The organism is Pedobacter sp. (assembly GCF_035317785.1).
Lineage (GTDB): Bacteria > Bacteroidota > Bacteroidia > Sphingobacteriales > Sphingobacteriaceae > Pedobacter.
This window is the reverse complement of the sequence record NZ_DATHGC010000293.1, coordinates 47,364-66,691: the sequence shown is the minus strand read 5'-3', so window position 1 is coordinate 66,691 and position 19,328 is coordinate 47,364. Positions and strand designations below refer to the sequence as shown.

21 protein-coding genes are annotated in these 19,328 nt (G+C 44.8%); 10 read left to right on the top strand and 11 right to left on the bottom strand.

Annotation, left to right across the window (positions count from 1 at the left end; all coding sequences use genetic code 11):
• Both VK541_RS18515 and VK541_RS18510 read right to left on the bottom strand, forming a co-directional pair.
• The coding region (locus tag VK541_RS18515) for a GTP-binding protein (RefSeq protein ID WP_324371873.1) at nt 1-957 on the bottom strand (957 nt) is incomplete at its 3' end.
• 365 nt (nt 958-1,322) lie between these two features.
• Nucleotides 1,323-2,141 carry an alpha/beta hydrolase gene (locus VK541_RS18510; RefSeq protein ID WP_324371872.1) on the bottom strand — a complete coding sequence of 273 codons (819 nt, stop codon included), beginning with the start codon at nt 2,139-2,141 and terminating at the stop codon, nt 1,323-1,325.
• 117 nt (nt 2,142-2,258) lie between these two features.
• Here VK541_RS18510 and VK541_RS18505 point away from each other — a divergent pair, with 117 nt between their 5' ends.
• From VK541_RS18505 to VK541_RS18465, 9 genes are all read left to right on the top strand, one after another.
• Nucleotides 2,259-2,963: an esterase family protein gene (locus VK541_RS18505; RefSeq protein ID WP_324371870.1), complete on the top strand. Its 705-nt coding sequence runs from the start codon at nt 2,259-2,261 to the stop codon at nt 2,961-2,963.
• A 94-nt stretch (nt 2,964-3,057) separates the two neighbouring features.
• Nucleotides 3,058-4,056, top strand: coding sequence for a hypothetical protein (locus tag VK541_RS18500; protein ID WP_324371869.1), 999 nt, complete (start codon nt 3,058-3,060; stop codon nt 4,054-4,056).
• Nucleotides 4,057-4,061: 5 nt separating this feature from the next.
• Nucleotides 4,062-5,162 (top strand): carboxylate-amine ligase, encoded by a 1,101-nt coding sequence (locus tag VK541_RS18495; protein ID WP_324371868.1) that lies wholly within the window; start codon nt 4,062-4,064, stop codon nt 5,160-5,162.
• 29 nt (nt 5,163-5,191) lie between these two features.
• Complete coding sequence (locus VK541_RS18490; protein ID WP_324371866.1) at nt 5,192-5,995, top strand: type 1 glutamine amidotransferase; 804 nt, start codon at nt 5,192-5,194, stop codon at nt 5,993-5,995.
• A 1-nt stretch (nt 5,996) separates the two neighbouring features.
• Nucleotides 5,997-7,187, top strand: a complete 1,191-nt coding sequence (locus tag VK541_RS18485; protein WP_324371865.1) for a hypothetical protein — start codon at nt 5,997-5,999, stop codon at nt 7,185-7,187.
• Between the two features lie 51 nt (nt 7,188-7,238).
• Nucleotides 7,239-7,397, top strand: coding sequence for a FeoB-associated Cys-rich membrane protein (locus tag VK541_RS18480; protein ID WP_324371864.1), 159 nt, complete (start codon nt 7,239-7,241; stop codon nt 7,395-7,397).
• Between the two features lie 18 nt (nt 7,398-7,415).
• Nucleotides 7,416-8,006, top strand: coding sequence for a Crp/Fnr family transcriptional regulator (locus VK541_RS18475; protein ID WP_324371863.1), 591 nt, complete (start codon nt 7,416-7,418; stop codon nt 8,004-8,006).
• A gap of 102 nt (nt 8,007-8,108) precedes the next feature.
• Nucleotides 8,109-8,639: a YceI family protein gene (locus tag VK541_RS18470; RefSeq protein ID WP_324371861.1), complete on the top strand. Its 531-nt coding sequence runs from the start codon at nt 8,109-8,111 to the stop codon at nt 8,637-8,639.
• Nucleotides 8,640-8,680: 41 nt separating this feature from the next.
• The gene (locus tag VK541_RS18465) at nt 8,681-9,556 is read left to right on the top strand and encodes a pirin family protein (RefSeq protein WP_324371860.1); all 876 of its coding nucleotides are present in this window, start codon (nt 8,681-8,683) and stop codon (nt 9,554-9,556) included.
• A gap of 304 nt (nt 9,557-9,860) precedes the next feature.
• Here VK541_RS18465 and ispF read toward each other — a convergent pair whose 3' ends face one another.
• Nucleotides 9,861-10,352 carry a 2-C-methyl-D-erythritol 2,4-cyclodiphosphate synthase gene (gene ispF / locus VK541_RS18460; RefSeq protein ID WP_324371859.1) on the bottom strand — a complete coding sequence of 164 codons (492 nt, stop codon included), beginning with the start codon at nt 10,350-10,352 and terminating at the stop codon, nt 9,861-9,863.
• A gap of 73 nt (nt 10,353-10,425) precedes the next feature.
• Nucleotides 10,426-11,607 carry a type IX secretion system outer membrane channel protein PorV gene (porV, locus tag VK541_RS18455; RefSeq protein WP_324371858.1) on the bottom strand — a complete coding sequence of 394 codons (1,182 nt, stop codon included), beginning with the start codon at nt 11,605-11,607 and terminating at the stop codon, nt 10,426-10,428.
• A gap of 249 nt (nt 11,608-11,856) precedes the next feature.
• Between porV and VK541_RS18450 the strand changes: the two genes are divergently transcribed.
• On the top strand, nt 11,857-13,461 hold the full coding sequence (locus VK541_RS18450; RefSeq protein WP_324371857.1) for an SUMF1/EgtB/PvdO family nonheme iron enzyme: 1,605 nt from the start codon (nt 11,857-11,859) through the stop codon (nt 13,459-13,461).
• A 41-nt stretch (nt 13,462-13,502) separates the two neighbouring features.
• Here the strand turns inward: VK541_RS18450 and VK541_RS18445 are convergent, their stop codons facing one another.
• Genes VK541_RS18445 through VK541_RS18415 form a run of 7 tightly spaced genes read right to left on the bottom strand, consistent with a single transcriptional unit; the run spans nt 13,503 to nt 19,327 of the window.
• Nucleotides 13,503-14,000 carry an acetyl-CoA carboxylase biotin carboxyl carrier protein subunit gene (locus VK541_RS18445; protein ID WP_324371856.1) on the bottom strand — a complete coding sequence of 166 codons (498 nt, stop codon included), beginning with the start codon at nt 13,998-14,000 and terminating at the stop codon, nt 13,503-13,505.
• Between the two features lie 2 nt (nt 14,001-14,002).
• Nucleotides 14,003-14,659 carry a DUF4159 domain-containing protein gene (locus VK541_RS18440; protein ID WP_324371854.1) on the bottom strand — a complete coding sequence of 219 codons (657 nt, stop codon included), beginning with the start codon at nt 14,657-14,659 and terminating at the stop codon, nt 14,003-14,005.
• Nucleotides 14,656-15,360 (bottom strand): 16S rRNA (uracil(1498)-N(3))-methyltransferase, encoded by a 705-nt coding sequence (locus tag VK541_RS18435; RefSeq protein WP_324371853.1) that lies wholly within the window; start codon nt 15,358-15,360, stop codon nt 14,656-14,658. Before VK541_RS18435 ends, VK541_RS18440 begins: the two co-directional genes overlap by 4 nt.
• A 12-nt stretch (nt 15,361-15,372) precedes the next feature.
• Nucleotides 15,373-16,689, bottom strand: a complete 1,317-nt coding sequence (locus VK541_RS18430; protein ID WP_324371852.1) for a hemolysin family protein — start codon at nt 16,687-16,689, stop codon at nt 15,373-15,375.
• Nucleotides 16,689-17,243, bottom strand: coding sequence for an inorganic diphosphatase (locus VK541_RS18425; RefSeq protein WP_285060388.1), 555 nt, complete (start codon nt 17,241-17,243; stop codon nt 16,689-16,691). The genes VK541_RS18430 and VK541_RS18425 overlap by 1 nt, the downstream gene beginning before the upstream one ends.
• 2 nt (nt 17,244-17,245) lie before the next feature.
• Nucleotides 17,246-17,908 carry a DedA family protein gene (locus VK541_RS18420; RefSeq protein ID WP_324371851.1) on the bottom strand — a complete coding sequence of 221 codons (663 nt, stop codon included), beginning with the start codon at nt 17,906-17,908 and terminating at the stop codon, nt 17,246-17,248.
• A 45-nt stretch (nt 17,909-17,953) separates the two neighbouring features.
• The gene (locus tag VK541_RS18415) at nt 17,954-19,327 is read right to left on the bottom strand and encodes an NADH-quinone oxidoreductase subunit N (protein ID WP_324371850.1); all 1,374 of its coding nucleotides are present in this window, start codon (nt 19,325-19,327) and stop codon (nt 17,954-17,956) included.
• Between the last annotated feature and the right edge of the window lies 1 nt (nt 19,328).

Here is a 19,328-nt window from a genome sequence, read left to right as displayed (position 1 = left end):
CTTACCGAAGAACGGTGAGTTGTTGATCGTGAACAGCATGTTCATCGTCGGCTCATCAATTTTGATCACCGGTAATTGTTCCGGAGCTTCAAAATCAGCAATGGTATCACCGATGTCAAAACCATCGATACCTACTACTGCGCAGATGTCACCTGATTTTACCTCTGTAGTACGGATCTTGCCTAATCCTTCGAAAGTATAGAGTTCTTTTACCCTTGTTTTTACGATTTTACCATCGCGCTTGATCAAAGTAACCGGCTGGTTTTCTTTGATCGCACCGCGGTGTACACGGCCAATTGCAATCCGGCCTACGAAAGATGAATAATCTAACGAAGTGATTTGCATTTGCAATGTACCGTCATTGGTAGGTGCCGGAGGAATGTTGGCCACTACCGCATCCAGTAATGCAAAAATATCTGTAGTAGGCACTTTCCAGTCTGTGCTCATCCATCCTTGTTTGGACGAACCGTAGATCACAGGGAAGTCCAGCTGGTCTTCTGTAGCTTCCAGGTTGAAGAACAATTCAAAGATCTGCTCATAAACCTCTTCAGGACGGCAGTTTTCTTTATCCACCTTGTTGACAACAACAATGGGCTTCAAGCCCAGTGCCAATGCTTTTTGAGTTACGAAACGCGTCTGAGGCATTGCACCTTCAAAAGCATCGCAAAGCAAAAGTACACCATCAGCCATTTTCAGCACACGCTCTACCTCACCGCCGAAATCGGCGTGACCAGGTGTGTCAATGATGTTGATCTTTACGTCTTTATATTGTACGGAAACATTCTTTGAAACGATAGTGATTCCACGCTCACGTTCCAGGTCATTGTTATCCAATATGAGCTCACCAGTTTGTTCATTGTCCCTGAAGATTGAACAAGCGTGTAAGATCTTGTCAACCAATGTGGTTTTGCCGTGGTCAACGTGTGCTATAATAGCTATGTTTCTTATTTTTTGCATAAAATGCGTGTAAATTTTGGCGCAAAGATACGCTTTAATTTTTATAAATCAAGCGATTAGCCATGACGGATTAAATCCTTAACTTTGACTTATCGGGGCCATAACCATGCTTCCTGCATACAAAATTAACTCACCGTATAATAACCGAGCCTGGCTTATCTTTTCTTATTGTCCTTAATATGCATTCTGTTTCCATTCACACTGAGTGCAGGGTGAGTGCACCCTGAGTCCACGGTGAGTGCACCTTTTTTCAGGAAAAGGGTGCACTCACCCCGTATTTATTGTTCAGACATTGCGTACTCAGTATGAACGCAAGTGATACTCAGGTATAACGCAGGAACGTGCCGCAAAGAAATAAAAGGATTTTAAACGTTTTTTCTGCCAAAGGCCCAGCACAGAAAGGCCGGCAGAGCATCAGCCCAGGTAGCCAGGTCATGTCTGCCGCCTACTTTTTCATAATAGGTAATGTCTTCAGGACGGCGGTATCCTTTTTTGAGCAGTTCTTTGATCACATCGATGGTGTCGTCAATGGAATCGATAATGAAGTTCCTGTTCCTGTCAGAAAGCTCGTCTTCGGTACCGGTCATGAGCCAGAACTTAAGCTCTGGTTTGTTCTTTGTCGTCCTGATCCGCTCATGCATGATGCGGTCGTTGTCTGTATAACCGTCTTTAAGGTCTTTTTTTCTCCACCAGAAAGAGCCCGAAAATACGCCTGCGGCATCAAAGTAGTTGTCATTGTTCCAGGCGATGTCGAATGCGGTCAGGCCACCGAGTGAGAAACCTGCGAATGCCCGCCTGCCATTGATTGGGCCAGCTACGGTTTCCTGTATAAAGGGAACCAGTTCTTTAATGATAAAATTGGTATACGCCTGCGCTTTGCTGCCCCGGCCTCCAAAATCAGGTACTCCTGCTACGCCGTATTCTTCCAGCCGTGCAGCGGATGTTTTGATGGCTACGGCAGCCACCGCGGAGATCTTACGGTTGCCGTACAGATCGGCCAGAGTTTCCTGAAGTCTCAGTGCCCCGGCATCCTGTCCGTCATTGAGCAGCAATAAATTCAGCTGCTCATTGCCCATCAGGTCATCAGGCATAAAGACCTCAAACTCCACTTCTCTTTTCAAATGGACAGATTTCAGACTGTATTGAGTTCTGATGATTTCCGGCAGCGACATGGTGGTATACATAATTCAGCGATTTCCCTTTCTCACAAATGTGGGACAAAGTTACCATTCCCAATAAAAATATCAGGGTATGCATGATGTATTTTTAATTTCTTATATTAAAGCTTCTAAATCAATGCCATGAATGAAGAATATAAAAAATGGTACAGCCACAATCTGAACCATGATTTTGAGATGCTTGTATTCGGACATGACGGCTACCCGCTGGTTCTTTTTCCGACCAGCATGGGCCGGTATTATGAAAGCAAGGATTTCAAAATGATTGAATCTATCCGCTGGTTCATTGATGAGGGCAGGATAAAGGTTTATTGTGTGGACAGCATTGATGCCCTGAGCTGGTACAACAAAAGCATACATCCGGAAGAAAGGGTAAAAAATCACATCTGGTACGACAAACTGATCCTGGAAGAGGTTTGCGGGATGGCAAGGCAGGAGACCGGGCACCGTAAAGTCATTGCCGCAGGCTGCAGTTTTGGCGGCTATCACGCCGTAAACTTTGCGTTCAGGCACCCCTGGCTGGTCAGCCATGTGTTCAGCATGAGCGGTGCGTTTGACATGAGGGCACAGCTGGAAGGCTTTTACAACGATGATGTCTATTTTAACAATCCGGTAGATTTCATGCCCAATGACAATAACCCGGAACTGTGGAACATGAGGATCGTACTGGGCACGGCCGACAGGGACATTTGCCGGGCTGATAATGAGCGTCTGTCTGACATACTTGCGCAGAAAGGAATGGGGCACTGGCTGGACATGAGGCACAATGCGGACCACGACTGGCCCATTTGGCGGGAGATGCTGCCGCAGTACCTGTCGGAGCTTTAAGAAGAAACGGATTCGCCGGGAACGGATGAAGATAATAATCAGAACATTAACCTTGTTGCTGGTGTTCTACAACCTAATATAACCATTGACGAAAATGAAGAAAATTGGAATTTTATTTGGCAGGGAAAGGTCTTTTCCCGAAGCTTTTGTAAAGCGGGTGAATGAGCTGGGAGGCGATGACATCAGGGCTGAATTTGTAAACATAGATAAGATATTCCAGGCGGAGCCGCTGGGCTACGCCGTGATCATTGACCGCATTTCACAGGATGTTCCATTTTACCGCGCAGCCATGAAAAATGCAGCTATAGCCGGAACAGCCGTGATCAATAACCCCTTTTGGTGGAGCGCGGATGAGAAGTTCTTTAACAATGCGCTGGCGGTGAAACTGGGTATCCCGGTACCTAAGACGGCGTTGATCCCTTCTTATGAGCAGCCGACAGATACTTCTGATGAGTCGTTTAGTAACCTGTCATTTCCAATGGACTGGGAGGGAATTTTCAATTATACGGGCTTCCCGGCATATATGAAGCCATTTGATGGCGGCGGCTGGAAAGAGGTGTACAAGCTGCACGACCGGGAAGATTTTTTTGACAAGCACAGCCAGACCAAACAAACTGTGATGATGCTGCAGGAAGAGATCGTCTTTGATGAGTATTTCAGGTGTTACTGCATCGGCGGCAAGTATGTGCGCATTATGCAGTATGAGCCGCGCAATCCCTTTCACCTGCGCTACCAGGTGGAAACACCTCCTTCGGGTGAGGCCTTGCTGGCTACGATTCACGATTATGTATTGAAACTGAACCAGTACCTGGGCTACGACTTTAATACGGTGGAGTTTGCGGTGCGGGACGGCGTGCCTTATGCCATTGATTTTTGTAATCCTGCGCCGGATGCGGAGGTGAGCAGTGTGGGCCAGGAGAATTTTGACTGGGTCGTGGAGACTTCAGCGAAGTATGCGATTGAGCGGGCAAGGGAGCAGGTGGATGGCAGGGACAATCTGACCTGGGGCGAGTATGTGAAAAGCTCGGCTGCCCCCAAAAATGCGCCTGCGATACCACCGTCAAAAACAAAAAAGGCCCCGGCTAAAAAATAAGTATCATGAACGAATTTACGCTGGGTATAGAAGAGGAGTACATGGTGATAGACCCTGTGACCCGTGAACTGACATCGCATGATCAAAAGATCGTAGAGGCGGCCCAAAAGATCCATAAGGACCAGGTAAAGGCCGAGATGCATCAGGCTGTGGTGGAGGTGGGCACGGGAATCTGCAAGAATACGGACCAGGCAAGGGCCGAGATCTCGCAGCTGCGCTATACGGTATCGCAGCTGGCCGGCGAGCAGGGCCTGAGGATCGGTGCGGCGGGTACGCATCCTTTTTCACATTGGGAAAAACAGCTGATCACGGAGCATCCGCGGTACAGCGAGATCGTCAATGAGCTGCAGGAGGCGGCAAGGTCAAATCTGATCTTCGGTTTGCATGTGCATGTGGGTTTCCAATCGCGTGAGCTGGCCATACACATTGCCAACCAGGTGCGTTACTTTTTGCCGCACGTGTTTGCCCTGTCTACCAATTCTCCTTTTTGGGAGGGCCGGAATACGGGCTATAAATCGTTCCGGACCAAGGTGTTTGACAAGTTCCCGAGGACGGGCATTCCTGACATTTTCAACAGCATTGAGGATTACGACAATTATGTGAAGCTGCTGATCAAAACCAACAGCATTGACAATGCTAAAAAGATCTGGTGGGACATCAGGGTGCATCCCTTCTTTGAGACCATAGAGTTCAGGATCTGCGATTGTCCGATGCTGATTGATGAGACCATGGCTTTTGTGGCCTTGTTTCAGTGTTTGTGCGCTAAGCTGTATAAGCTTCGCCTGCAGAACCTGAATTTTATCAGTTACTCGAGGGCACTGATCAATGAAAATAAATGGCGCGCAGCCAGGTACGGCATTGATGGCAACCTGATCGATTTTGGAAAGGAGATGGAGGTAAACTGCAGGAACCTGATCCTGGAACTGCTGGATTTTATTGATGATGTTGCGGATGATCTGGGCTGCCGGAATGAGATCAATTATGTGATGAAGATCATGGAGCATGGAACGGGTGCAGACAGGCAATTGGCTGTTTACGAACAAAGTGGTAACTTTGAGGCGGTGGTGGACTACATTACTACCCAAACTTTAATAGGAGCTAAATAGTGGGAATAGCAGATAAAAATAAGATTAGGGTGGCTGTCATTGACATGAACAAGGGTGCGGCCAACCAGGGAATGCGGGGAATACAGGAAATCTTATTGCGTTATCAGGCGGATACGGGTATGGAACTTTCGTACGATATTTTCGACATAAGGGTTACGGGTGATTGTCCGGGTCTGGGTTATGATGTATACATTTCGAGCGGTGGCCCGGGTAGTCCTTACGATGGTGGGGGGGAGCAATGGGAGCAGGATTTTTTCAATCTGCTGGGGGATTTGACCCGGCATAATGAATTGAATGCGCTTAAAAAACATGTATTTTTGATTTGTCATTCTTTTCAATTGGCCTGCAGAAGATTTAATGTTGGCCAGGTGATCAAACGCCGGTCTCCTGCTTTTGGGATTTTCCCGGTTTCACTTACTGCTGAGGGTGTGGATGATGTGATCTTTAATGGTCTGCCCAACCCGTTTTATACGGTGGACAGCCGGGAATGGCAGGTAATTAACCCGCAGGATGTATTGTTCTCCAGTGAGAAAGCCAGCGTGCTGGCCCTGGAGAAAGAGCGCCCGCATGTCGATCTGGAGCGCTGTGTGATGGCGGTCAGGTTCACCAAAGAAATCGTGGGTACGCAGTTTCATCCGGAGGCAGATCCTGCGGGGATGAAGATGTACCTGCTCCAGAAGGATAAGAAGAAGGTCATCATTGACAACCATGGTGAGCTAAAGTATGATGATATGCTGCAAAGCCTGGGTGATCCGGATAAATTGCAGCTGACACAAAGTATGGTATTGCCCAATTTTTTAAATGAGGCATTGAATGCCTTTCAGGAGGCTTAATATGATCAGGAAATTCCGTGAAGCATTTAACCAGGCATTTTCCAAAGACCGGTATGATGGTTTTAGGAAGGCTCTGGCCGATGGTTTCATTGAAATTCCGTTTCGGGTGGCCGAAACACCGTTGTTTATTCCGGCAGGACTTCAAAAGAAACTCGTTGAGGCAGGTGATGAGATCATTGAGCTGATCAGGCAGCCGGATTTTAAGGAGCTGACCAGGGGGGCTATTCCAGGGGAATGGAACGTGCCAAATGAAAATGACCATCCGCATTTTCTGACTTTTGATTTTGGGGTGTGCCGGGACATGCAGGGTGAGCTGACGCCCAAATTGATAGAAATGCAGGGTTTTCCTTCACTGTATGGTTTTCAGGCGCATATGGGGGCTGAGTATAAAAAGGCTTACGGTCTTTCGGTGCATTTGAGCCCTTATTTTGGCGACTTTGATGAAGCTTCGTACATCGAATTATTAAAGAAGGTAATTGTTGGGGATCATGCCCCGCATGAGGTGGCGCTCATGGATATTGATGCACCAAATCAGAAAACATTAATTGATTTCCTGATCACCCAAAAATACCTGGGGATCAAGGTGCTGAGCCTGGCTGATATTTTTAAAGTTGGGTCAGGTCTGTATTATCTGGATGAAAACGGGGAAAGGATACAATTGAAAAGGATTTACAACCGGCTGATCTTTGATGAGCTGGCCGGTGCTGCGGGGTCTTTTGAACAGGGTTTTGACCCCAGGGAGCCTGCTGATGTGGAGTGGGTCACACATCCGAACTGGTTTTACCGGATCAGCAAATACACCATGCCTTTTCTGAAGAGCGGGTTTGTGCCGGAAACACATTTTTTGAGCCAATTGAAGTCGATACCAGCGGATTTACAGCATTACGTGCTGAAGCCCTTGTTTTCTTTTGCGGGAATGGGGGTAATCATAGATGTGACGCCTGCTGACATTAAGGCGGTAAAAGATCCTGAAAACTGGATCTTACAGCGCAAAGTGGATTACGCGCCGGCGGTGCATTCTCCGGAAGGTGGTGTCAAGGCGGAGATCCGGCTGATGTACTTATGGCCGGATGGCGGCGAACCGCAGTTGTGTATCAACCTGGCAAGGCTGAGCCGGGGAAAGATGATCGGGGTACGGTACAATAAGGATTTTGACTGGGTGGGCGGCACAGTTGGCCTGATGGAAAGGTAAAATTACATTTAACAGACCGCAATTTAATGGCGGCTTATTATTTTTGTGAATATGGACATTCAAACGCTATTGGTAATCCTGATTTTTATAGCAGCCCTTTTTTATATCGGGCGGATGGTTTACCGTTCGGTATCTCCAAAGGGCAGTGGCTGCGGATCTAACTGTAAGTGCGGTGTAGATTTTTCCAATATCAATCCTGATAAAAAATAGATTTTCTCTATATCCCATATGCTCAGCATTTTCAAAGACTATTTGCAAAAGAAAGTAGCGATTACTGATGAACAGTTTAGCCTGATCTCGGACAAATTAAAAATAAAGACTTTTGAAAAGGGCGAGATGATCCTGATGAAGGGCGAGGTTTCATCGCATGTTTATTTTGTGCTGGATGGTTTGCTGCGCAGTTATTCGATAGACAGCAAGGGCAAGACCCATATCATTCAGTTTGCTCCTGAGCAATGGTGGCTCTCGGAACGTAACGGCATCTTGTTCAATGAAGAGTCTGAGTTCTTCCTGGATGCGATAGAAAATACCAAAGCGATAGTACTGCCCAAAGATTTCATCTCTGAATCCGCGAAAATAGTACCCTGCATGTATGAACTCAACTCAACAATGCTCAACAATGCCATCAGGTTCATGCACAGAAGGATCAACATGCTGCTGAGTGCTACCGCTGAGGAGCGTTATCTGAATTTTATAACGCTTTATCCAAACCTGACACTCAGGGTACCGCAATGGATGATTGCGTCTTATCTGGGCATTACGCCGGAATCTCTGAGCCGTGTCCGTAAGGATTTGGCGCATAAGCATTTTAAGCCCTAAGTATTTTTCATTGCTTTCTTATCATAGGTCAATGCCGGGGCGATGGTCCTGCCGTAATTTTGTATTGTTAATTAAAAGAAACCAATTTAAAAAAACAATATTATGGCAACTACTAAATGGGTACTGGACCCGAATCACAGTGAACTGCAGTTTAAAGTAAAACATTTAATGATCACTACCGTAACTGGTGGTTTGAAGATCTTTAGCGCGTCTGTTACTTCTGATGGTGATGATTTTGAAAATGGCGATATTTCTTTTGAAGCGGAAACTGCTTCTATTGACACTGGAAATACGGACAGGGACAATCACCTGAAAAGCGCTGATTTCTTTGATGCGGATCAATTTCCGGCAATCAATTTTAAGTCTGCTTCATTTACTAAAGATGATGATGACTATGTGATTAAAGGTGATCTGACCGTGAAAGGCGTGACTAAACCTGTGTCATTGAAGGCAGAATTTGGCGGTATTGCTACTGATCCATGGGGAAATACTAAAGCTGGATTCACTTTGAGCGGAAAGATCAACAGGACTGATTTTGGCTTGAGCTGGAATGCTGCCCTGGAAACTGGTGGTGTAATGGTAAGTGAGGAAGTAAAAATAGCAGGTGAATTACAGTTTGTAAAACAAGCCTAAAAATATACATCAGCATCCATTAAATTAAGAAAGGAGACAAAATGGAAGCAAAAGTTAAAACTGTGTCGGCCGTATTGAACGCGCCGGCACCTCATATGGTCGGTGATGGATTCAGGGTCCATAATTTCTTCCCAAGCGGGTACAGAATTAAAATGAGCCCTTTTTTTATGCTCGATTATAATGCGAAAATTGAATTCTCGGCGCGGAATGAGCCCAGAGGTGTGGGTGTGCATCCGCACAGGGGCTTTGAGACGGTAACGGTCGCCTATCATGGTGCGGTTGCCCATCATGACAGCGCGGGAAACAGCGGCATCATTTACCCGGGCGACGTGCAATGGATGACTGCTGCAAGCGGGATTCTGCACAAGGAGTACCATGAACGTGAGTTTAGCCAAAAAGGCGGTCCGTTTCAGATGGTACAGCTTTGGGTAAATTTGCCGGCGAAGTTCAAGATGAGTCCGCCGAAATATCAGGATGTGAAGAATCAGGAGATGGCAAAGTATGTGCTGCCTGATGAGAGCGGGGTGATTGAGGTGATCGCTGGTGAATACAATGGCTTAAAGGGTTCTGCGAGTACTTTTTCTCCGCTTCATGTGTTCAATGCGAAGCTGAACAAGGGTGGCAAGGCGGTGTTCGATTTTCCTTTTAGCTATAATACCGGGTTTTTGGTCGTTGAGGGGAATGTAAAGATCAATGGTGCTGAGGTTGCAGAGACTGATCAGTTTGTGCATTTTAACAATGACGGGGCTTTGATTGAACTGGAGGCGCTGGAGAATAGTGTGGTGCTGGTGCTGAGCGGCGAGCCGATTGATGAGCCGATTGCGCAGTACGGGCCGTTTTTAATGAATACTTCTGAGGAGATCCAGCAGGCGATCAGTGATTATAACCAGGGTAAGTTTGGGTATTTAGAAGAGTGAAAAATAACCATTCTCAGAGAAGACTCGAGTGCTCAGGCGCTGCGCGCAGAGCCCTAATGTCTTCTCTGAGAAGGTAATTTTTCTGGAAACCTGGGAGCAGAGTAGTTTATGCAAAGTTTCAGATATAACGTTGAAAGCAGGATGCATATGCACCCTGCCTTTTTTCTTTTATTTACTCCTTTTAAAGCGTATCGGGTATTTTTGATTCAAATGCATATGCGCCAAGGAAAAATCACCTTCTCAGAGAAGACATAGGATTTGTGCGCTTCTTCAGCGCGCAAGGTCCAGTCTTCGAAGAGAATGGTTATTTTTCCAAAAAGGACTTTTGAATCAAACAAACCGCATACGCCACTACTCCTTCTTCACGGCCAATGAAGCCCATTAGCTCATTGGTGGTAGCTTTGATGGAGATGTCTTCTGTGGAGATATTGATGGCTTCTGCGATGTTTTGCTGCATGGCGGGGATGTGCGGATTGATCTTTGGTGCTTCCAGGCATAACATGGCATCGATATTACCTATTTCATAGCCCTTGTCTTTGAGCAGTTTAACGGTTTCTTTGAGCAGCACGACACTGCTGATGCCCTTCCATTGAGGGTCTGTATTTTTGAAATGAAAACCGATATCCCTTAAGTTTGCAGCACCCAGCAGTGCATCACATATCGCATGGAGCAATACATCGGCATCGGAATGGCCAAAGGCTCCTTTATGGTGCTCGAGCGTGACACCACCTACTACAAATGGGTGGTTGTCTTTCAATTGGTGTACATCGAATCCGAAGCCGACTTTAATTTTCATAGGGTTTCCAGTTTGTGCTTGTTTTTATTTATTGCAATAGAGGGTCAGTTGTGAGATTTATTTGACCTGCCTGTTATTTTGCATCCCCAAAGTTAAACAACAGCGTAAATCTTAAGGTATTGGCAAGGGCACTTTTTTGTGCATTGGCCATGAGGTATGAAAAATCTATATTGAAAACATTGTATTTCAGCCCGGCACCAACAGTAAAGTACCTCCTGTCTCCTTTGGAAGGGCTTTCATAAAAATATCCTGCTCTGAATGCAAATTGCTGATTGTACCAGTATTCGATTCCGGCGGCGACATTTACTTCCTTTAATTCTTCACTGAAGCCTCTGGGTGCGTCATTAAATGAGCTAAAAATTCCAGAGGGGACGGAACGGTCCGGATCTTTTCCGGCGATGATCTTGCCAGCGCTGTCATAAACGGGCTGCGTAGGGACCAGCAATTTGTTGAGGTCCAGGGCGAAGGTGAACTGGCTGTAATCATCTATCAAAAAAGTGGATGCACCGCCTATTTTAAAGTTTGCAGGCAAAAAGTTTTTTCCGCCCCCGCCGCTGATATAGCTGATCTTTGTGCCGATATTCGAAATATTTATGCCCCCGGAAACAATGGCATCCGTACCAAATAACACAGTGGGTTTTTTATAATAAGCAGAAATGTCAACCGCCAGCGCGGAACCGGCACGTGTATCCTGTCCTGCTGTGAACTGCCCGGAAGAAAGATTGGAACGGATATAGCGCAAGGCAGTTCCCAGGGAAAAAGACTCCCCAAAACGCTTGGCATAAGTGAGGTCAAAGGCAAATTCATTGGGACTGTAAATACCCAGGTCCTGCTGGTTGACATCTACATACTGGATCTCACCGAGGGAAAAGAACCTCAAAGATCCGCCGATGACACTCCGGTCATCAACCTTATAAAAACCACTTAAATAAGCGAGATTGATATCGGGGACGAGGCTTTTTAACCAGGGACTATAGGACACGGAAAATCCGTACTGTCTGTCTAAAAAGGCAAGTTTCGAAGGATTTATACTCATGGAATTCGCATCCGGCTGTACCGCAACGCCTGCTTCGCCCATGCTTCCTGCCCGGGCATCGGGGCTGATCAAAAGAAAAGGAACTGCGGTAATGATGTTATTGGACTGGCTGCCATTGGTTTGCGTACCCGGCTGAACCACCTGAGCATTGAGCTCAGCAGAGACTGCTGTTAAGGAAAGGATGCCTAAAACAATCTTTGTCAAGTACCTTGTGCTCATTTGCTGCTTTTGTGTGGGTGAATAGCTGGGATGCAAGTTAGTATTGTGTGCAGTAATTTCAAAGAAATCTGAAATTTACGCACAAAGATCGGTAATATATGTTCATTATTTTTTTAACTCCAAAGTTTAGACACCATCCATAGCGGCCTGAGCTATGTGTAAAGTGATATTGCAATAAAAAACTTTTTTTGGATCATACACGTTTTTTTGCGTAGTTTTAACAGTTAGAGTAACTATTTGCATGAACTAATGAAAAAAACATACATATATTCACTTGCTTCCCTATTGGTTGTGGCATCCCTGATCTCCTGCAAAACCAAGTCGGCAAAGTCAGATAAGACCGGGCTGGCCTACAACAAGAAAGAATATGGAGGGTTTCAGGTAAATAATAAATTCAAACGCGGACCGGGTCCCGGTTTGGTAGAAATTGAGGGTGGTGTTTTTGTAATGAGCGGCAGTGCCATTAATGTACCGGGACAAGAACTTAGCGATTATAACCACAAGCGGGAAACTACCGTTTCCTCTTTCTACATGGATGAGACCGAGGTTTCTAATACCAACTGGCTGGAATACCTGAACTGGATCAGGACCAATTATCCGACAGATTATGAATATTATTACAACGAATTGCCGGACACACTGGTCTGGCGCCGGCCTCTTTCTTATAACGAGCCTTATGTAGACAATTATTTAAGGCACCCGGCTTATCAGGACTATCCTGTTGTAGGTGTGACCTGGGAGCAGGCCGACAGGTATTGCTCCTGGAGAACTGACCGGGTAAATGAGCTTTTGCTGAGAGACAAGGGTTATATGACCGCTTTTAAAGACATCAACGGCACCAATAAAACAGGTGCTGCTGCTGCTGCAACAACGGCCAGACCTACAGAGCCGTTTAATACTGACATTTATCTGAACGGTCAGTATGACGATAAGGGAAAAAAGGCAATGAAGGACCTGAACCCCGCCAATACGGCTAATGCCACTGCTGCTACGGGAAAGGCCGGAGCAACCAGAAATGTAAGGCTGGAGGATGGCATTTTGAAACAGCCGTATCGCCTGCCTACGGAAGCGGAGTGGGAATATGCGGCTCTGGGCCTGATCGGCAATACGGAATATGAAAATATTCATGAAAATAAAATATATCCCTGGAACGGACTGGGCCTGAGTTCTGCAAAGAAAAGGACCAGAGGCCTGATCCTTGCTAACTTTAAGCGATCAAAGGGTGACTATATGGGTGTTGGAGGGTCGCTGAACGATAAAGGCGGACTGACTGTTCCTGTAAGGTCGTATATGCCAAATGACTTTGGCCTGTACAACATGGCCGGAAATGTGAACGAGTGGGTTGCTGATGTATACCGTTCTAAAACTTTCGAAGCTGCTGATGCTTTTAATCCGTACAGGGGAAACTTTTATCAGGATAAAAAAATGGCGGATGCCGCAACAGGAAGAATAGAAAAGGACAAGCACAACATGCCTGTAATGACACCGGCGGTAACTGCGAGAAAACAAACATGGGCAGAAAAACAGACTGCTGCCGCTCCTGTTGTAACTGTAGATTCTTTGGGTAAAACGACCAATACTTATGCTGATCAGCGGGGTTATCGTGACCCGGCAAATGGGCTGTATGGCGAAACTACGCTCATCAACGATAAATCAAGGGTTTATAAGGGTGGTTCATGGGATGATCAGGCAATTTGGCTTAATCCTGCTACCCGCCGGTTTATGCAGCAGGATGAGTCGACCGCCGACTTAGGGTTCAGATGTGCGATGACCATGCTGGGGGCATCTGAGATCAGGTCTACGGGCAAACCACAGTTCAGACCTAAGCAGCAAAAAGCATTCAAGTCGAGATAAATAGATTTCGGTTGGCAAAAAGGCGCTTGTTCAGCGCCTTTTTAATTGAATTCAATCAACACGTCGTTCTTTTCCACCTTGTCTCCTTTGGTGATGCTGATCTTTTTGATGATCCCGTCTGCCGGAGATTTAATCATATTCTCCATTTTCATGGCTTCAAGTATCAGCAGGCCGTCCCCTTTTGTTACCGTTGCGCCTTCTTTTGCCATTATATTCAAGACCAGTCCAGGCATCGGAGCCTTAACAGATCTTATTTTACCAGTCTGGGCAGTGTCCATTCCCAGCTGCTTTAATAACTGGTCGTAGCTGTCTTCTATCTTGATTCCGTAAATATTCCCGTTTACTTTTACGGTACATGTTTTATTCTGCCTGTTTTCTTCAACGATCTCTATATTGTATGATCTGTGGTTGTAAATAACATGAGTGTGTTTTTCAGCTATCGGCCGGGAATCTACCTCAACCTCAGTACCGTTTACCAGAATCCTGTTTTTGTTCAGTTCCACATCAAAATTATATTGTTCATTAACTTTTACTTTCATTCTTATTGAGTTAACACGTATTGGATTAAATTAGCACCCATTTTAAGTGCGCTCTGACGTTTTTCGGGGCTGTCATCAGGATAGGTGCCGGCATCCTCCCATCCATTGCCCAGATCGCATTCATAGGTATAATAACATACCATCCTGCCCTGCCAGATTAGGGCAAGACCCTGAGGGCGCTTTCCATCATGCTCATGGATCTTCGGAAGTCCGTTTGGAAATTTAAATTTTTGATTGTAAAGGCTGTGGCTGGCGGGAAGTTCTGTAAAAGTAAGTTCAGGAAATACTTTCTTCATCTCTTTGCGGATGAACTTGTCGAGCCCGTAATTGTCATCGATGTGAAGAAAGCCTCCGCCTGTCAAATACTTACGCAGATTAGCTGCTTCCGCATCGCTCAATACCACATTTCCGTGGCCTGTAAGATAGGCAAAGGGGTAGTTGAACAGTTCCGGACTGCCGACTTCTACAATGGCTTCCTGGGCGTTAAAATTTGTCTTTAGTGTAGTGTTGCAAAAATTAATGAGATTTGGAAGGGCGGTTCTGTTGGCATACCAGTCTCCGCCTCCGTTGTACTTTAATTTTGCAAGCCTGTAAGTTGGCGGATAAAAACCAAAAAACAGCAGGGTCAGGCCGGTGAACAGGGTTAGCTTTAATTTCATCTGTTTAAATAATTGGCTTCAAAACAAGCGGCAAGAGCCGCAGTTTCTGTACGAAGTCTTGTATCACCTAAAGTTAACGGTTTGTAGCCCTTACTCAATGCCAATTCGATTTCCCGTGGACTAAAGTCGCCTTCCGGACCAATAAGTATGGTATATTTTTGCTTTGGCAGGGCAACCTGGCTGATGTATTGTTTTGGCTCATTTTCCAGGCAATGGGCAATCATCCTGACTGAATCATTTTCAAGCTGCAGAAAGTCTTCAAAACTGGTTTGCCGGTTTAATATGGGGTGGTAAGCTTGCAGTGACTGCTTGACTGCAGCTGTAATGATCTTATTCAGTCTGTCTTCTTTTACAATCTTTCGTTCTGACCTGTCACAAATGATCGGGGTGATCTCTTCTATCCCAATTTCGGTAGCCTTTTCAAGAAACCATTCCAGACGGTCTATGTTTTTGGTTGGTGCTACGGCAATGTGAAGGTAATGCTGACGCTGGTGATATCCTCTTGTGGTTTTGATGATTTTGAGATGTACATTTTTCCTGGTTTCAGCTACGATCTCAGCATCGTATAGTCCGCCCTTTCCGTCGATCAGGCTAACCTGGGCTCCGATGCCCAGTCTCAATACTTTTATGCAATGCCTGCTTTCTTCTTCATTTAAGACATAATCATCTGAACTGATGTCTGGTGTATAAAAAACATGCATTATTAAATTTGCTTAGTGATTATCAACCATATCCCTTTTATCGATAACAAGTTCAAGCTTTATGGTCTCAATATTTTGTTCAGTCTTCTTGAGAATGGTAAAAAGGTAGCCGTAGCATTCTTCACTATCCCCCACTTCAGGGATCTTGCCAAAAGCATGTGAAACCAGACCTCCAACGGTATCAAAGTCTTCGTCTTCGGGAAGGTCATGAGGTAAATGCTCATTTACATCGTAAACAGTCGCGTAGGCGTTGATGATGAATTCGGTGTCTGATATTTTTTCTACGGTTGGCTTCTCTTCGTCGTATTCATCCTGTATCTCTCCGACGATCTCTTCAACGATGTCTTCCAGGGTTACCATACCGGCGGTACCTCCAAACTCATCTATGACAATGGCGATCTGTATCCGTTTTTGCTGCAGCTCACTAAGCAGGTCGTTGATCTTTTTGGTTTCCGGCACAAAATAAGGCTTTCTGATGATATCGCTCAGTGCCCAGTCCTTATTACCTGCCAGTAATGGCAAAATATCCTTTGCATGCACAATGCCAATGATCTTATCAATAATGTCGTCATACACCGGCATCCGGGAATATCCTTCGGCAATGATAATATCAACAACTTCTTTTTTAGGGCTTGACAGCTCTATCCCTGAGATCTTGGTCCTCGGCACCATGATATTTTTAACGACACGTTCATTAAAATCAAATACATTTTTGATCAGTTCATGCTCATTGGTATCCAGTGCGCCGCTTTCCTTACCCTGATCCAACAAGTAGTACAACTCTTCGGTACTATGGACAGACTCGTGACCTCCGATACTTGATATTCCGAAGATCTTAAGAATGACATTGGCAAAACCGTTTAAGACCCAGATAAAGGGGCGAAAAACGAGGTAAAAGCCCTGCAGCGGAAATGCCACAAATAATGTAGTCGCCACAGGTCTCTGAATGGCAATGGATTTTGGGGCCAGCTCACCAAACACAATGTGCATCACTGTAATAAACAAAAAGGCAATAAAGGTGGAAATGGAGGTAATGTATACCTCGGAAAGGTTGAAGTTGATCAGCAGGTCATGAACGATGCTGTGCATTACGGATTCACCGACCCAACCCAAACCAAGTGATGCCAGTGTAATACCCAGTTGCGTGGCGGCCAGGTAGCCGTCCAGGTGCTGAGTAATGAATTTTGCGATATTCGCAACCCTGCTCCCTGATTTTGCTTTTATTTCAATTTGGGATGCCCTAACTTTTACAATTGCAAATTCCGCCGCAACGAAAAAGCCGTTCAGCGCTACCAGGAAAAATGTTAAAAATATCTTAAAGCCTTCCATTAAGAGTTATTGTTTCTAAATTTTTCATCATAAAGCTGAATACTTTCCTGTATTACTTTATGTGCGTAACGTACACCAAGCAGATGCTCTATAGTTACTTTCTTTTCTTCAAGGGCTTTATAATCCTGAAAAAACTTCACGATTTCTTTCATGGTATGCGGGGGCAGGTCTGCAAGGTCATTGATATAGTTTACTGACATGTCATTTTTTGCCACTGCTATGATCTTATCGTCCTGTTCGCCATTGTCCACCATATGCATCACCCCGATTACCTTCGCCTCGATCAGTGATAACGGATAAACATCCACAGAGCATAGTACTAATATGTCCAGAGGGTCATTATCATCACAGTAGGTTTGAGGAATAAAGCCATAATTAGCAGGATACATCACTGATGAAAAAAGCACCCTGTCGAGTTTAATCAGATTGGAATCCTTATCAATTTCGTATTTAGCCTTTGATCCCTTAGGAATTTCTATAATTGCGTTTACTGTTTCAGGTAGGTTATCACCAGGAGATACACTGTGCCAGGGGTGATTATCGTATTTACTCATTTTTATTGTTCAATGTTTGTTTTTTCTTCATCACTGCTTTTAACCACTCTGTTCTTTATAAATGTAAAGACTAAAGGAATGGTTGTAATTGCAATAAATCCTATAATTATATATAATAAATAGTCAGTAATTTCCTTTTCAAACCTTTTGCCAAGAAAATATCCCAGCAAAGTTAATGAAGCTATCCATAATAACGCACCCGCAATGTTATATAATGCAAATTTTTTAAAGTCCAGTTTGACCACCCCCGCAAAAATCGGTGCAAAAGTTCTGACAATGGGAACAAAGCGGCCCATTATGAGCGCAAACGCGCCTTGTTTATGATAGTATTCTTCTGCTGCTTTTAAGTACCGTTTTTTAAAAAAAAAGGAGTCCTTTCTATGGTACAGTACCGGGCCGGTTTTACGGCCAAACCAGTAGCCGGTGAAATTACCTAAAATGGCTGATATGGAAAGTCCTAAGATCATTAAGTAAATATTGACGTCAAGTTTGCCGGTGGCCACGAACATGCCTGCCAGGAACAGCAGATAATCTCCCGGCAGAAAGAATCCAAAGAAAAGACCGGTTTCTGCAAAAATCACGAACATTACAACGTAAAACCCACCTTCTCTGAGTAATTTTTCGGGGTCAATAAATTGCTGTAACGAGGTCCAGAAATCTTGCATAGTTCAATTACTCGTAAAACTACAAATAATTATCAACAGAAACCTTTATATTAAATTTAAAATTACCGCAGGATAAACCCCCAGGAAAAGTGTTATTGCCAGTGAGAGAACCAGTACAACCCTGTATTGAACAGGTGTTTCCAGTTCAAGTTCAGTTCCTTCCTTGAAATACATGGCGACAATCACCTTGAAGTAATAATAGAACCCGACAAGGGCATTTAATATCGCAAATGCCACCAGGTAAATCTGGTATTCATTCATCACATTTAAGAACATCAGGTATTTCCCAATGAAACCGGCCGTTAAAGGAATACCTGCCAGGGAAAGCATGGCAACTGTCAATGCCAGCGCGATCAATGGATTCCGTTTTGCCAGGCCATTGAAACTGTCAAAATGATCGTTACCTGTCTTTTGTTTCACAAGGATCAGCACTGCAAAAGCAATAATGCTGGCAAAGGTATAGGCTGCAGCATAAACGAGTGCATTATTGGACGAACTCGAAGTCAAAGTCACTAAAGAAAACAAGAGGTAACCTGCATGAGAAATGCTTGAATAAGCAAGCATCCTTTTGAAGTTCTTCTGGAATAATGCAGTCACGTTGCCAATGAACAATGTCAGGCATACAATAGCGAGAAGCGGCGGCAGCCAGAAATCGTGAAGCGGGGCAAAAGTACCTGCAAACAAGCGAATGAATGCCGCAAAACCTGCTGTTTTGACTATAGTAGACATGAATGTTGTGATCAATGTAGGGGAACCTTCGTAAACGTCCGGCACCCAGAAATGGAATGGCGCTGCACCAATCTTAAAACTCAGACCAATTATTAAAAGAATCACCCCGGGATAAAACATTGGTGAGATCGCCTTATAGTTGCTAACGAGATACTGATTAATGACGGTAAGGTCAAATGACCCTGTAGCACCATAGATCAGTGTGACACCAAACAGCAGAAACCCAGTGGAGAAAGCACCCATCAAAAAGTATTTTAGCGATGCCTCATTAGAAGCAAAGTTACTCTTCCTGATTCCTGCGAGAATGTATAAACTCACTGACATAATCTCTACGCCTATAAACAGCATAGACATGTTCTGATAAGAGAGCATAATGATGATCCCCGCCAGCGCAAAAAGGATCAGTGTAAAATATTCTGCAGTATTTTCACTGTCGGCAGCAAAGTAATTTTGAGTAAGCAGAAATATAAACAGTGTGCCAAGTATGGTAATACCGGAAAATGCCAGTGCAAAATTATCCATCTGCATCATGCCGTAATAAATTTGATCGGTATTCCAGGAAGTGGCAACAAAGGCCAGTGCGGTAAGCAAACCAATCAGCGTAATGGGTAATAGTGCCTTTTTGGCTTTAAACAAACCTGCATAAAGCACGACTAAAGCTGTAACAGTAATTGTTATAATGATGTTCATT

Excerpts from the sequence above, each read along its gene's own strand:
- VK541_RS18510 (WP_324371872.1), bottom strand. The coding sequence starts at position 2,141 with ATGTATACCACCATGTCGCTGCCGGAAATCATCAGAACTCAATACAGT.
- VK541_RS18505 (WP_324371870.1), top strand. The coding sequence starts at position 2,259 with ATGAATGAAGAATATAAAAAATGGTACAGCCACAATCTGAACCATGAT.
- VK541_RS18500 (WP_324371869.1), top strand. The coding sequence starts at position 3,058 with ATGAAGAAAATTGGAATTTTATTTGGCAGGGAAAGGTCTTTTCCCGAA.
- VK541_RS18495 (WP_324371868.1), top strand. The coding sequence starts at position 4,062 with ATGAACGAATTTACGCTGGGTATAGAAGAGGAGTACATGGTGATAGAC.
- VK541_RS18485 (WP_324371865.1), top strand. The coding sequence starts at position 5,997 with ATGATCAGGAAATTCCGTGAAGCATTTAACCAGGCATTTTCCAAAGAC.
- VK541_RS18480 (WP_324371864.1), top strand. The coding sequence starts at position 7,239 with ATGGACATTCAAACGCTATTGGTAATCCTGATTTTTATAGCAGCCCTT.
- VK541_RS18475 (WP_324371863.1), top strand. The coding sequence starts at position 7,416 with ATGCTCAGCATTTTCAAAGACTATTTGCAAAAGAAAGTAGCGATTACT.
- VK541_RS18470 (WP_324371861.1), top strand. The coding sequence starts at position 8,109 with ATGGCAACTACTAAATGGGTACTGGACCCGAATCACAGTGAACTGCAG.
- VK541_RS18465 (WP_324371860.1), top strand. The coding sequence starts at position 8,681 with ATGGAAGCAAAAGTTAAAACTGTGTCGGCCGTATTGAACGCGCCGGCA.
- ispF (WP_324371859.1), bottom strand. The coding sequence starts at position 10,352 with ATGAAAATTAAAGTCGGCTTCGGATTCGATGTACACCAATTGAAAGAC.
- porV (WP_324371858.1), bottom strand. The coding sequence starts at position 11,607 with ATGAGCACAAGGTACTTGACAAAGATTGTTTTAGGCATCCTTTCCTTA.
- VK541_RS18450 (WP_324371857.1), top strand. The coding sequence starts at position 11,857 with ATGAAAAAAACATACATATATTCACTTGCTTCCCTATTGGTTGTGGCA.
- VK541_RS18445 (WP_324371856.1), bottom strand. The coding sequence starts at position 14,000 with ATGAAAGTAAAAGTTAATGAACAATATAATTTTGATGTGGAACTGAAC.
- VK541_RS18440 (WP_324371854.1), bottom strand. The coding sequence starts at position 14,659 with ATGAAATTAAAGCTAACCCTGTTCACCGGCCTGACCCTGCTGTTTTTT.
- VK541_RS18435 (WP_324371853.1), bottom strand. The coding sequence starts at position 15,360 with ATGCATGTTTTTTATACACCAGACATCAGTTCAGATGATTATGTCTTA.
- VK541_RS18430 (WP_324371852.1), bottom strand. The coding sequence starts at position 16,689 with ATGGAAGGCTTTAAGATATTTTTAACATTTTTCCTGGTAGCGCTGAAC.
- VK541_RS18425 (WP_285060388.1), bottom strand. The coding sequence starts at position 17,243 with ATGAGTAAATACGATAATCACCCCTGGCACAGTGTATCTCCTGGTGAT.
- VK541_RS18420 (WP_324371851.1), bottom strand. The coding sequence starts at position 17,908 with ATGCAAGATTTCTGGACCTCGTTACAGCAATTTATTGACCCCGAAAAA.
- VK541_RS18415 (WP_324371850.1), bottom strand. The coding sequence starts at position 19,327 with ATGAACATCATTATAACAATTACTGTTACAGCTTTAGTCGTGCTTTAT.